The 11,642-nt window shown below is 65.8% G+C and carries 11 protein-coding genes; 1 reads left to right on the top strand and 10 read right to left on the bottom strand.

Annotated features, from left to right (window positions below):
- Positions 1-70 precede the first annotated feature (70 nt).
- The 10 genes from IPM49_01365 to IPM49_01410 form a co-directional block, all read right to left on the bottom strand.
- Positions 71-1,210, bottom strand: a complete 1,140-nt coding sequence (locus IPM49_01365) for a PQQ-dependent sugar dehydrogenase (protein MBK9273173.1) — start codon at positions 1,208-1,210, stop codon at positions 71-73.
- Positions 1,207-1,650 (bottom strand): universal stress protein, encoded by a 444-nt coding sequence (locus IPM49_01370; protein MBK9273174.1) that lies wholly within the window; start codon positions 1,648-1,650, stop codon positions 1,207-1,209. The genes IPM49_01365 and IPM49_01370 overlap by 4 nt, the downstream gene beginning before the upstream one ends.
- 89 nt (positions 1,651-1,739) lie before the next feature.
- The gene (locus tag IPM49_01375) at positions 1,740-2,285 is read right to left on the bottom strand and encodes a hypothetical protein (protein MBK9273175.1); all 546 of its coding nucleotides are present in this window, start codon (positions 2,283-2,285) and stop codon (positions 1,740-1,742) included.
- Between the two features lie 103 nt (positions 2,286-2,388).
- Entirely contained in the window at positions 2,389-3,444 is a 1,056-nt protein-coding gene (gene selD / locus IPM49_01380) for a selenide, water dikinase SelD (protein MBK9273176.1), read from the bottom strand.
- Complete coding sequence (mnmH, locus tag IPM49_01385; GenBank protein ID MBK9273177.1) at positions 3,419-4,456, bottom strand: tRNA 2-selenouridine(34) synthase MnmH; 1,038 nt, start codon at positions 4,454-4,456, stop codon at positions 3,419-3,421. Before mnmH ends, selD begins: the two co-directional genes overlap by 26 nt.
- Positions 4,431-5,327 carry an SGNH/GDSL hydrolase family protein gene (locus IPM49_01390; protein ID MBK9273178.1) on the bottom strand — a complete coding sequence of 299 codons (897 nt, stop codon included), beginning with the start codon at positions 5,325-5,327 and terminating at the stop codon, positions 4,431-4,433. The genes mnmH and IPM49_01390 overlap by 26 nt, the downstream gene beginning before the upstream one ends.
- Positions 5,328-5,405: 78 nt before the next feature.
- On the bottom strand, positions 5,406-6,044 hold the full coding sequence (locus IPM49_01395; GenBank protein ID MBK9273179.1) for a type 1 periplasmic binding fold superfamily protein: 639 nt from the start codon (positions 6,042-6,044) through the stop codon (positions 5,406-5,408).
- 77 nt (positions 6,045-6,121) lie between these two features.
- A complete protein-coding gene (locus IPM49_01400; GenBank protein ID MBK9273180.1) occupies positions 6,122-6,427 on the bottom strand; it encodes a hypothetical protein in 306 nt (101 codons plus the stop codon).
- Between the two features lie 34 nt (positions 6,428-6,461).
- The gene (locus IPM49_01405) at positions 6,462-7,214 is read right to left on the bottom strand and encodes a response regulator (GenBank protein MBK9273181.1); all 753 of its coding nucleotides are present in this window, start codon (positions 7,212-7,214) and stop codon (positions 6,462-6,464) included.
- A 149-nt stretch (positions 7,215-7,363) separates the two neighbouring features.
- Positions 7,364-9,082: a hypothetical protein gene (locus IPM49_01410; GenBank protein ID MBK9273182.1), complete on the bottom strand. Its 1,719-nt coding sequence runs from the start codon at positions 9,080-9,082 to the stop codon at positions 7,364-7,366.
- A gap of 100 nt (positions 9,083-9,182) precedes the next feature.
- On the opposite strand from IPM49_01410, the gene IPM49_01415 reads away from it, so the two are divergent.
- Positions 9,183-11,609 (top strand): hypothetical protein, encoded by a 2,427-nt coding sequence (locus tag IPM49_01415; protein ID MBK9273183.1) that lies wholly within the window; start codon positions 9,183-9,185, stop codon positions 11,607-11,609.
- Positions 11,610-11,642 lie beyond the last annotated feature (33 nt).

Genomic DNA, 11,642 nt, shown 5'->3' on the forward strand with positions numbered 1-11,642 from the left:
CGGTCAGCTATCAACAGCCGTGCCAAAGCTATTGTTCACGATACAAATACAACTACATGTGATAGTAAAGCTATCGTTTGGACGGGTCTTCGTACCACACCCTGTAGATCATGTCGGCGGCATCGTCGCTGATGAGCACGCTCCCGTCCGGGGCCACCAGCACGTCCACGGGCCGGCCCCATGCCCGGTTCCCCGTGAGCCAGCCGTCGGCGAAGACCTCCGTACGGGCCGTGCCATCGGGCTCCGGAAAGGCGGCCACCACCCGGTATCCGACAGGGGTGCTCCGGTTCCAGCTGCCATGCTCTGCGATGAGCATGGCCCCCTCGTACCTCGAAGGGAACGCGGCACCCCGAAGAAAGCGCATGCCCAGCGGGGCCACATGCGCCCCGAGCCGGGCGGCCGGAGCGGTGAAGGTGCTGCACGGGTGTTCCGCGCCGAACTCCGGGTCGGGGATGGCGCCTGCGTGACAATAGGGATACCCGAAATGCAGGCCACGTTGCTCCAGACGGTCCAGCTCGCAGTCCGGGGCATCATCGCCCATCCAGTCGCGACCGTTATCCGTGAACCAGAGCTGCCCGGTGGCAGGGTCCCAGTCGAACCCCACGGAATTGCGCACCCCGTGCGCCTCGATGCGCAGGTCCCTGCCATCCGCGGTCATGCTGGTGATCGTGGCGAACAGACCGTCCTCGCTCAGGCAGGAATTGCAGGGGGCTCCGACAGGCACGTACAACCGGCCGTCGGGACCGAAGGCGATGAACTTCCACCCGTGGTGGTCCTCATCGGGGAAGCGTTGCGGAAGCTCCACGGGTCGTGGAGGGGCATCGAGCCGCTGCTCGATGGAATCGAAGCGCAGGATCCGGTCCACCGCGGACACGTACAACGCTCCATCCCGAAAGGCCACACCGGCGGGCATCCGCAGGTCCCGTGCGATGATCCGGTGGATGTCGGCACGACCGTCCCGGTCCATGTCGGTCAGCGCATGCACCACTCCTTCCGCCTTGCTGCCCACGAAGAGGGTGCCCCGGTCGCCCCAGCACATGGCGCGCGCGTTCGTCACGCTATCGGCGAACACACCGATGCGGAACCCTTCAGGAAGCGTGATGCCCTCCACCTGAGGCGGTCCGGAGCGCATGGTCGGCAGGCAGACGCCACCGGACAGCAGCCATCCGGAGCACACGATGGTCAGCAGCGGCAGACCGCGACGGGTCATGCGCTGGCGGGAGAGGGGACGATGAGGAGGGGTGTGCGCGTGGCGGCCAACACCTGCTGGCAGACACTGCCCACGAACAGCCGGTGCAGCGCCCCGTGGCCGTGGGAACCCAGCACCACGAGCTCCGCGTGAAGCCGTTCGGCCTGGTCCAGGATGGTGGCCACGGTGGGACCTTGCACGAGCAGGGCCCGCGCGTCGACGCCAGCTGCGGAGCGTTCCGCAGCGAGCCGTTGAAGCTCCTGGTGCTCGTCGCGCAGTTCGTGCGCGCGATGATCCCGGATGTGCTGCGGCCCCGGCTCGAACCCCACAAGGTCCGGGTCCGGAGCGGCCACATGCACGATCCACAGGGTGGCCCCACGCTCGAGGGCCAGGTCACCGGCCATGCGCAGCACCTCCTCGGTGATGGGTGAAAGATCGACGGCGGCAAGGATGTTCTTCATCGGCAACTCCGAAGGTACGCCACGGACATGGATGGCCCGAATGACGAAGGGCGGCCGATCGGCCGCCCTTCGTCATTCGACGATCGGGTTCACCGTTCGATGACCAGCTTGTCCAGGTGGGAAGGCCTCAGCTTCCCGGTGCTCTTGAAGAACCAGTCCTTCAGGCCGTAGTGGTAGCCACGTTGCAGACCGGTGCGGTAGGTGCCAAGGAGCCCACGGCGACCGCTGAGCTTCTGGAGCGCACGCGTCAACTTGGCCTCCGTCTCGGCCGCGGAGGTCTTCGGTTCGTTCTTGCTGGCCCACTTGCGAACGACATCGTACAGCTGCTGCTTGGTCATCATGCGGTTGCTGTTGGTCACGGCGGTCATGATCGCGGTGTCCCATCCGCTGAGGCGGTATCCACCACCGGCAACGGTCCGTTTCTTCCGACGGCCAGGTTTGCGTTTGCTCACTTTGGCCGCTTTGCGGGCCGACTTCTTCGCCTCGCCCGGAACGGGTGTTCCGGCGCGCAGGGCGCGCAGCTCGCGAAGGGCCTTCTTCACACCTTCCAGCTGGTAGGCCAGCCGGCGGCGCTCGCCGCGGTAATGCTGCAGGAGTTGTTGAATGTCTTTTTCAGAGAAACGCTTCGTTGCCATTTCCTTGGGGTTAAGTGAGCCTGATGGAACAGAGAACAGGCGCGAACTTACAACCTTGTGGAGAGAAGGATGGTGAAAGATCCGACCTCGCGCCCTGATCCGCTCATCGGATCCGGATCCTTGACGGTCCCGCTGCGATCGTTCCGATACACGTGGACATCGCTCCGCTGTCCTCGATCAGCCGTTGCACGGACGCCTGTTCGTGCGGATCGACGGCGATCAGCAGACCGCCGTTGGTCTGAGGGTCGGAAGCGAGGATCATGCGTTCCATGGATCCGGCGCCTTCCACATGCGCATGCACGGACCTCCAGTTGCGCATTCCTCCATCGGCATAGACACCTTGGGCCACAAGGGCCCGCGCGCCTTCCATGATCGGCACAGCGTCCCAGTCAAGTTCCGCCGCACAGCCCGAGCCCGCGCACATCTCCCACAGGTGCCCCAGAAGACCGAAGCCGGTCACGTCGGTCATGGCGTGCACGGCATCGACCCGGCCCAGGGTACTGCCGGCACGGTTCAACGCGGCGAGCTGGGCGCCAAGCACTGTCCGGCTTGCATCATCGAGCTGGCCGCGTTTCAAGGCGGTGGCCAGCACCCCGGATCCGAGCGGTTTGGTGAGCAGGAGCACATCACCGGGACGCGCGGTGTCATTGCGTTTCACATGCGCGCGAAGGACCGATCCGGTGACGGACAGTCCGAAGAACGGTTCGGTCGCATCAATGCTGTGGCCGCCCGCGAGGGCAATGCCCGCTTCGTGGCATGCATCACGCCCGCCCTCGATCACGTCCGCGGCCAGCTCGGGCGGCAGCTTGTCGGCCGGCCAGCCCAGCACGGCGATGGCGAACAGCGGCGAACCGCCCATGGCATACACGTCGCTCAACGCGTTCGCCGCGGCGATCCGACCGAACAGACGCGCGTCGTCGACCACCGGGGTGAAGAAGTCCACGGTACTGATCAGCGCCTGGTCACCATCCAGGGCATAGATGGCCGCGTCATCCTTGGTCGCAGGGCCCACGAGCAATCGCGGATCGGGGTGGTGGAGGCGGTCGCTCCGCAGGATGCGGTCGAGCAGGTCGGGTGCCAGTTTGCAGCCGCAGCCCGAGCCGCGGCTGAACTGGGTGAGGCGCACCGGATCGTCAGGGGATGTGTTCGGCTCGGACATGTTCGGCCAGGCGTTGGGCAAGGCCGCGAAGATCGTTCGCCCGGCCCGGGATGGTCCACACACGCGCGGGATCGCGTTCACCTGCGCCCCGGAGGTAGGCCTTGTCGTAGTAGCGAAGGGTGATCCGCGCGACCTCGGCCAGGTCGCCGCGGTCCAAGGCCTCCAAGGCGGCTTTGCAGTGTTGAGGCCCCAGCCGCTTCTCGATCCTGCGCACGGGTTCCTTGAGCTCCTCCACGGTCGTGCCGCCGTACTCGTCCACAAGCCTTTTGACCCTGTCCTCCATCGGCATGTCGATGAAGTAGAGGTCGGCACTTCGCATCCGTGCGAAGAAGTCGTCCGGGATCCTCACCCGGCCGATCAACAAGCTCTCATCCTCGACCCACAGCGGCCTGGTCGGGTCCATTCCGCCAAGGGCCTCCCAGAGCTGGTTCTCGAAATGCTCGGTGGTGGGCTGTCCGACCTGCCCCAGTCCACCGAAGGCCGAACCCTTGTGCCGCGCGAGCCCTTCGAGGTCCACGACCTGCTCGCCCATTTCCTTCAACAGCGCCAGAAGCTCCGTCTTGCCGCTGCCCGTGTAGCCGCCCAGCACGCGCAGGTCCCATGGGCGGGCGAAGCGTTCGGCGATGTGACGGCGGAACGCCTTGTACCCACCGCGAAGCGTAAGCACCTCGGTGAAGCCGGCCTTGTCGAGGAGCCAGGCCACGCTGGCGCTGCGCTCTCCGCCTCGCCAGCAGTGCACGGCGATGCGTCCGTCCGGCGCGATGCTCCGGGCCCGCTCCACAAGGTCGTCCAGCCGGGGCCCCACGAGGCGAAGCCCAAGGAGGACGGCCTCATCCCGTCCGCGCTGCTTGTAGCAGGTGCCGACCTCGCTGCGCTCCGCATCCGAGAACAACGGCAGGTTGGTGCTTCCAGGGATGTGCCCGTGCGTGTGTTCCGCAGGGGAACGCACATCGATCAAGGGGACGGGGTCCGCCTGCTCCAACAGGTCAGCGGGTGGCAGGGGACGGATCATGGCCGAAGGTATTCGTGCGGGTCGAGCGGCCGATCTGTTCCACAAGGACATCGGCGAGGGTGGCCTGGCCGCGATCGTCCAGGTGGATGCGGTCGGTGTACATCGCGCTGTCCATGCGACCGAGCAAGGGTACCACGGGCACCCGCCACGCTGCGAGGGAATCAAGGATCCTGGCGCCGCGGTCGTCGTACCGGCCCATGGCGAGTTCGCCCAATTCCGGATGAAGGATCACGGTGAGGGGAAGCCCGTGCACCAGCGCCGTATCCCGAAGGGCACGCCATCCGCTTGCGAACGTGCGGGGGCTCATGGGCGGCTTCCGGTGCAGGAAGCGATGGGTCCGGCGCGCCAGCTCGGCGACCAGGGCCAGTGGCGGTCGTTCCGCGGGGTAGGAGGGATGATGGCCGACCAGAGGCTCAAAGGTCATCCGGTCGTAGGCATCATGGCTGCTCAGGACGATGAACAAGGCGTCCGCGTGGAGAAGGCCGTGTGCCCGGATCCAGGCCATGGCGTTGTCCGCCCCCCAACTCCCCGCGCTCAGGTTGATCACCTCCACGCCTGTGCGCCGCGCGGCCTTTTCCGTGGCCAGGCTGTCCTGCGTGGTCTGCTGCCCTCCATTGATCACCGAGTCGCCGATGACCAGGACCCGTCGTCCACGCTTGGGCCCCACCGGCGGTGACCGGAGCCCGAGGGCGTTCGTGACGTAGTGGATGCGTCCGTACCGGACATCCTGGTGGGGCCGCATCAGGTACTCATAGCGCGCATCGGCCTCGAACAGCGGATGGTCACGGCGACCCAGGCCGCGGAGCACGAGTTCGGCGCCGCTCAGCCCGCATGCGAGGCCGACCGAGACGAACAACCATCTGCGATGCATGTGTCGAAGATCGCACCGGACGAGCGGGAATGAGGAAGGCGGGCATGTGCCCGCCTTCCGTTCAGGCTCCGGCCGCGGTCAATCCACCACCACGGAAGTGAAGTTCGGTGCGATGTCGGTATCGCCACCGGCATTGCTGATGTCGCCGGTGGAGACGCCGGGCGCCGTCTTGTCCGGTTCGTGGCGCAGGGTGATCAGCATGGATCCGCTGCCGGGAGCACCGATCGTCCAGATCGAGCGCAGTCCGATGGGCCGGCCGTTCACGTCGGCATCGTCGTAGGCGACGGTGATGTTCACGCCGCTGGGTTGGAAGAAGAACTGATGGTCGGCCCCTTCAGCCTCGATCTCGGCGGTGATGGTGTCGGCGGGGCTCACGCTTTCGTCGAGCACCTCGATCTCCACGTGGTAAACGGAATCGGACGACAGGCTGTCCACCTCAAGGACGGGGTCGTTGCCGCCGGGGCCGTCGATGTCGCGGTAGGTCCAATGCTTGTGCTCGGTGCCGCCCACCGAATGGAAGTGGAGGCGAATGGTGGTGATGAGCTCCTCTTCATTGGCCGGTGGGCCGCTCGCACCGGGTTCGTCCTTCTTGCAGGATGGCAGGAGGGTGATGATCAGGAGCAGGAAGGCAAGGCCGCGCAGGGCGGCGTGGATCGTCGGGTTCATGATGATGGTCGTTCCGGCGCAGTGCGCCGAAGGGTTGAATGGAAGGGACATGCCCGGCAATGTGGCCAGGCGGTGGGAGCGCGAGCGCGGTCCCGAAGCTGCGCGGACCGTGCTGGTCCGGAAGCGGATCAACCCAGGTGCGGAGGACCGCGATCCGAAGGAATACGCACCTCCACCGCATCCGCGGACCGCACGCAGGGCGGCCATCCTTCCCAGGTGATGGGAGCCACCACCCCGGTGGAGGATGAACAGGCGGTGAGCGCGGTGGGAAGGCCTTCAGAGCAGATGGAGCAGGCCTCCTTGATCCCCGGTCCCTTGCCGGCATGCGCCGCGTCGTCCGCGTGGAGGGCGAGGTGCCACCGATCACGTCCCACGACGCCCAGCACGAGCAGGGCGATGAGCAGGGCGGCACGTGCCGGGCGAAGGCGCTCCACGGCCCGAAGGTAGGCACGCCACGCAGGAGCGTGCTCAGACCTGGGGGATGAGCGCCAGCAGGCGGCTCATGTAGGTGCGCCCGATGGGGATGCGCTTGCCGCCGCCCTCCAGGATCACATCGCCATCGTCGATGCTCTGGATCCGGTCAAGCCGCACGATGTGGGAGCGATGGATGCGCATGAAGTCGCGCCCGGGCAGCATGGCCTCGAACTCCTGCATGGTGCCGTGCACCACGTAGCGGCGGTCCTTCAGGTGGAAGGAGGCATAATCCTTCAGCGCCTCGATGTGCTCGATCTCGCGGAAGGCCACGCGTACCGAACGTCCCTTGTGCTTGATGAACACGTGGTCGTCGTCCTGCCCTTTTCCCACTGAGCGCATGAGCCGGTCCCGTTCCATGCGGAGCTTGACCTCCTCTCCGCCCTTGAAGAGCGCGATCTCGATGTTGGAGCGGAGGGCGGCCTCGGTGAAGGGTTTCACGATGTAGCCCAGCGGTTCCGCCAGTTTGGCCTCGTTGAGCGTGCTGTCCTCCGAGAACGCGGTGAGGAAGACCACGGGGATGCCCATGTCGGTGCGGATCACCTTGGCGGCGTCGATGCCCGTCATGGCGCTGCGGAGACGGATGTCCATCAGCACCATGTCCGGCCGTTGTTCCATGGCCAGATGCACCGCTTCCTCCGCATCGCCGGTGCTGCCGGCCACATCATAGCCCAGCAGGGTGAGGCTGCGTTCGATGTCCTTGCGGATCAGGGCTTCGTCCTCGACGACCAGGATGCGGGGATGGTTCATGGGCGAGGGGGGTTGAGCGATCGCCCGGGTCGGACGATGCACACAACAATACGTGCATCGGGCCCGGTTGCTATGCCGATCTCGACGAAGCGGGATGGATGAGCGATGGAGCGGGTATCCCCAACGAGGGATGCCCGCTCCGTCGCCGCTCACTGCTTCAGGAGCCGGATGGCGCCGGCGCCCGCGATCCGGATCAGGTAGGTGCCTGCCGGGAGGCCGTCGGTGGCCATCGTCGTCCGGCCGTTGCTGACCATCGTGCGCTGCACGTCCACGGTGCGACCGGTGGCGTCCTCCACGAGCAGCGTCGCCGGACCATCGGGCAGGCCTCCGATCGTCACCCGACCCTGGCCCACGGGATTGGGGGAGATCACCAGGCTGAGCGGCGAAGGTTCGGCCAGGCCTGTGGAGATGCCGGTGGGGAAGAAGCCGTTCGGGTCGGCCCCGTGGTCAAGCCCCGTATAGCTCGGATCCTGGGGGCTTACCGTGAAGCGGTAATGGCCCAGCATCGGCAGGCCGGGATGGTCGAAGACCACACGGTACTCACCGAAGGGCACATTCGCGAAGGCAAAAAGTCCATCGGCATCCGTGCGGTCGATGGCGACCGGTTCGTGCGACGGCCAGGCCTCCAGGAACACACTGACGCCTTCCCAGGGCGTGCCCTGCTGGCTGCGCACGATGCCGAGGTCGCCCAGATAACCGCTCACGTATCCCGTGCCGGCCAGGTTGCCCACACCCACCAGGGTGATGTCCGCGGGAAGCGTGGTGTCGCACACCGCGCCCAGCACCTCGGCGAAGTCCCAATAGTGGGTGTTGAGGTGATAGGAGGTGGCGTGGCCCGGCGTGTTCATCGTATCCGGAATGGCGCGCAGGATGTACTGACCGTTCGGATGGCCGGAGAAGGCATATTCCCCCTGTGCGTTCACCGGGGTGGTGGCGATGAGCGTGGAACTGAGGCTGTTGAGCCCGTACTCCCACAGTTCCACCGTGCCGCTGTTGACCGGGGTGCCGGTGGAGTCCATCACGGTGCCGGTGAAGCCGAGCATGGCGGACGGGCAGTTCACCACCCACAGCTGCACCTCGCGCATCGTGCTGCCGATCCACGCCCCGCTGCGGTATTCGTCGATGCGATAGGCCACCACCCAGGCACCGACCGTGGTGGGGATGGCGCAGTGGTTGCCACCGGACACATCGAACGCGTGGCCGTTCACGGTCGGAAAAGGGTCCGTGGGGCTGAAGGGCGCGGCGTAGGCTGCGGGTCCGAGCGTTCCGTTCTGCACGGGCACCATGCTGAACACGAGCGAATCCCCATCGACATCGAAGGTGCTGTTGTCCTGGCAGAACATCACATTGGAGCAGATGAAGGGCATCTGGAGCTCCTGGTACACCGGTGCGGAATTGCCCGGGCCATCGACGGTGTTGAGCCATGCCTGCAGGAAGCCGTTCTGTGTGCTCGGGTCCACGAGATTGGTCACCGCCGCGTTCCGGCAGCAGGTGGTCCAGGTGAATTCGTAATCCGGGCAGGCCTGGGTCAGTGCGATGGTGTCGCGATAGACGTAGACCTCCATGCCAGGTGCCTGCCCCCCGTCGCAGGTGGACAACAGCCCCGCGCAGGGCGATGCGATGACGGCCGTGTCGACCAGGCTCACGGGCAGCAACTGGCTATAGCCGCAGGTGCTTGACGAGACGTACACGTTCTCCTGGGAGACCACCGGAACGCCGGCGCAGTCCCTGTACAGGACGAGACTGACGAGGTAATCCGTCCCGCCGAGCCAGCGGTACGTGAGCTCACCGCCCATGATGTGAGTGGCCTTCACCGTGGGTATCAGTCCTGGCAGGACAAGCAAGGCGAGCGCAACAAGGCGGTGCATGTGGTTCCGGTTTGGGGGTGTGACGAACAGGGCTGAAGGGTGGTTGCCCTGCGGGTGAAGGTAACCGGATCGTAGCTTCGTGCGGACCGAACGTTGATCCATGCGCATCACCACCACCCTCCTCACCATTCTGCTCGTTCTTGCAGCGTGGGCGCAGCCCTACCGGATGGGCTGCCGGATCCTGCACGAGCCCTATCGTCCCGGGCCCGAACTGAGCGCGCTGCAGCGCACTCAGATCGATCAGACCATCGCACGGAGCGACACGTTCGACATCCTTCATTACGACATCAGCCTGGATGTGACCCGCGTCCAGGACCAGTGGCTCAGCGGAGCCTGTGCGGTGACCTTCACGCCGCGGCTGCCTGGGCAGACCAGCATCCGGTTCGACCTGTACGACCTGATGGTGGATTCGGTGACGAGCGGATCGGGCGTCCATCCCCACGCCTACGACGGCGAGTTCCTCACCGTGGACCTGCTGGGTGCGCCGGCCGTGGGGGAGCAGCGCACCCTGACGGTGCATTATCAGGGCAGCCCGCATCGCGATCCCGACTGGGGGGGCTTCTACTTCGAGAGCGGGTATGTCTACAACCTGGGCATCGGCATCAGCACCATTCCGCCCAACTTCGGGAAGGTGTGGTATCCGTGCTTCGACTCCTTCGTCGAACGGGCCACCTACACCTACCATGTGAAAAGCGCAGGCACCTATCGGCTTCGGGGCCAGGGCGACTTCCTGGGTGAAGTGCAGCTCGGTGGCGATACGGTCGTCCGGTCCTATGGCATCGGCCGCGCCCTGCCGACGCACGTCTCCGCCATCGCGGTGTCCAGCTATGTGGACAGCACCTACCTGCATGCGGGCGCCTATGGCACCATTCCGGTGACCCTGAGCGCCAAACCGGCCCAGTTGGCCGGCATGGTGGCGCGGTTCGGCGATCTGGGCGGTGCCATCGATGCCTGCGAGTACTGGTATGGCCCCTATGGATGGGGTCGGGTGGGCTATGTGCTCACCACGGATGGGGCCCTGGAGATCCCCACCAACATCGCCTACCCGCAGTTCATGACCGGGCAGCCGGTCTCGGACAACAGGCAGCTCCTGAGCCACGAGCTCGGTCATCATTGGTGGGGCGACATCGTGACCCCGTACATCCATAACGACATGTGGCTCAAGGAAGGTCCCGCGGAATACAGCGGCCACCTGGTGGATGAATGGGTGTACGGACATGACCAGTTCATCACCACCGTGCTGAACAACCAGTATGATGTATTGAAGAACAGTCACCTGCAGGACGGAGGCTTCCAGCCCCTTTCGCCGATGCCGGATCCCTACATCTATGGCCATCACACGTACTACAAGGGGGCCTCGGTGATGCACAACCTCCGCGGCTATCTGGGCGACACGCTGTTCCGGCAGGCCATGACCGGTGTGCAACAGGTGTTCGCGGACACGGCCTTGGACGCTGCGGGATTCCGTGATGCCCTGGAGCAGGCGACCGGGTCGGACCTTGATGCCTTCTTCGATGCCTGGGTCTTCGCGCCGGGATTCAGTGTGTTCGTGGTGGAGGCGATGAGCGCGGCACCCCAGGGCGGATCCTGGGCGGTGGACCTGACGCTCCGGCAACGACTGCGCGGTACCACCAGCTTCCACGAAGCGGTACCCCTGGATGTGACCCTGATCGGCGAAGGCTGGCAGCGCAGCGAGCATCAGGTGGTGGCTGACGGCGAGCTGAGCGCAGTGAGCCTGACCACCCCGTTCGAACCGGTGATGGCCGTGGTGAACGGTCACCGGCGATTGAACCAGGCACGCATGGACCATGAGTTCGTCATCCGCCCGGGCGAGAGCTTCAGTTCCACGCTGCCGCGGGTGGACTTCCGCCTCTTCCCGGAGGCGGTCCCGGATTCGGCACTGTTCCGCATCGACCATATCTGGGCCGCGCCGGAGGCCTCGCAGACCACGGCGGAAGTGGAGGCCATCAGCGGCACGCATTATTGGGTGGTGGATGGGCTCTGGCCGGCGGGGACGCACCTTTCGGCACGCATCAACTACTACGGGGCCTCGGTGAGCCAGCTGGACCACGACCTGTACGATGCTACGGAGGCGGGTGCCGCGGTGCTGTACCGTGCACACCCCGGACAGCCATGGACCACCTATCCCCATCAAGTGGTGGTGGCCGGCTCGCTCACCAACGGCACGGGGTACATGGAGCTGGACTCCTTGCTGCAAGGGGAGTACGCGCTGGGGAAGAGCGGGGCGATCGCGACGGTGCCCGGTGGTGCCGGCGACGATGCGGAGGAGCTCCGCGTGTATCCGGTGCCGGCATGGGATGAACTGCAGGTGGAGCTGCCTGACGGCTTCCCGGCCGATGAACTGGTGCTGGTGGGCGCCGATGGACGGGTGCTGATGCGGCAGATGGCCACGCGCGAACCTGTGCAGCGTGTGCGGCTGGCCGGCCTGTCCCCGGGGGCGCATGTGCTGGAGGTCCGCTCCCGGGATGGCGGCGTGCTGCGGAAGCCGGTGGTGGTGCGGCGCTGAGGGTTGTCGATAAGTTCCAGGAGCGGTGCGTCA

It is taken from the genome of Flavobacteriales bacterium (assembly GCA_016715895.1).
GTDB lineage: Bacteria > Bacteroidota > Bacteroidia > Flavobacteriales_F > PHOS-HE28 > PHOS-HE28.

Excerpts from the sequence above, each read along its gene's own strand:
- IPM49_01365 (MBK9273173.1), bottom strand. The coding sequence starts at position 1,210 with ATGACCCGTCGCGGTCTGCCGCTGCTGACCATCGTGTGCTCCGGATGG.
- IPM49_01370 (MBK9273174.1), bottom strand. The coding sequence starts at position 1,650 with ATGAAGAACATCCTTGCCGCCGTCGATCTTTCACCCATCACCGAGGAG.
- IPM49_01375 (MBK9273175.1), bottom strand. The coding sequence starts at position 2,285 with ATGGCAACGAAGCGTTTCTCTGAAAAAGACATTCAACAACTCCTGCAG.
- selD (MBK9273176.1), bottom strand. The coding sequence starts at position 3,444 with ATGTCCGAGCCGAACACATCCCCTGACGATCCGGTGCGCCTCACCCAG.
- mnmH (MBK9273177.1), bottom strand. The coding sequence starts at position 4,456 with ATGATCCGTCCCCTGCCACCCGCTGACCTGTTGGAGCAGGCGGACCCC.
- IPM49_01390 (MBK9273178.1), bottom strand. The coding sequence starts at position 5,327 with ATGCATCGCAGATGGTTGTTCGTCTCGGTCGGCCTCGCATGCGGGCTG.
- IPM49_01395 (MBK9273179.1), bottom strand. The coding sequence starts at position 6,044 with ATGTCCCTTCCATTCAACCCTTCGGCGCACTGCGCCGGAACGACCATC.
- IPM49_01405 (MBK9273181.1), bottom strand. The coding sequence starts at position 7,214 with ATGAACCATCCCCGCATCCTGGTCGTCGAGGACGAAGCCCTGATCCGC.
- IPM49_01410 (MBK9273182.1), bottom strand. The coding sequence starts at position 9,082 with ATGCACCGCCTTGTTGCGCTCGCCTTGCTTGTCCTGCCAGGACTGATA.
- IPM49_01415 (MBK9273183.1), top strand. The coding sequence starts at position 9,183 with ATGCGCATCACCACCACCCTCCTCACCATTCTGCTCGTTCTTGCAGCG.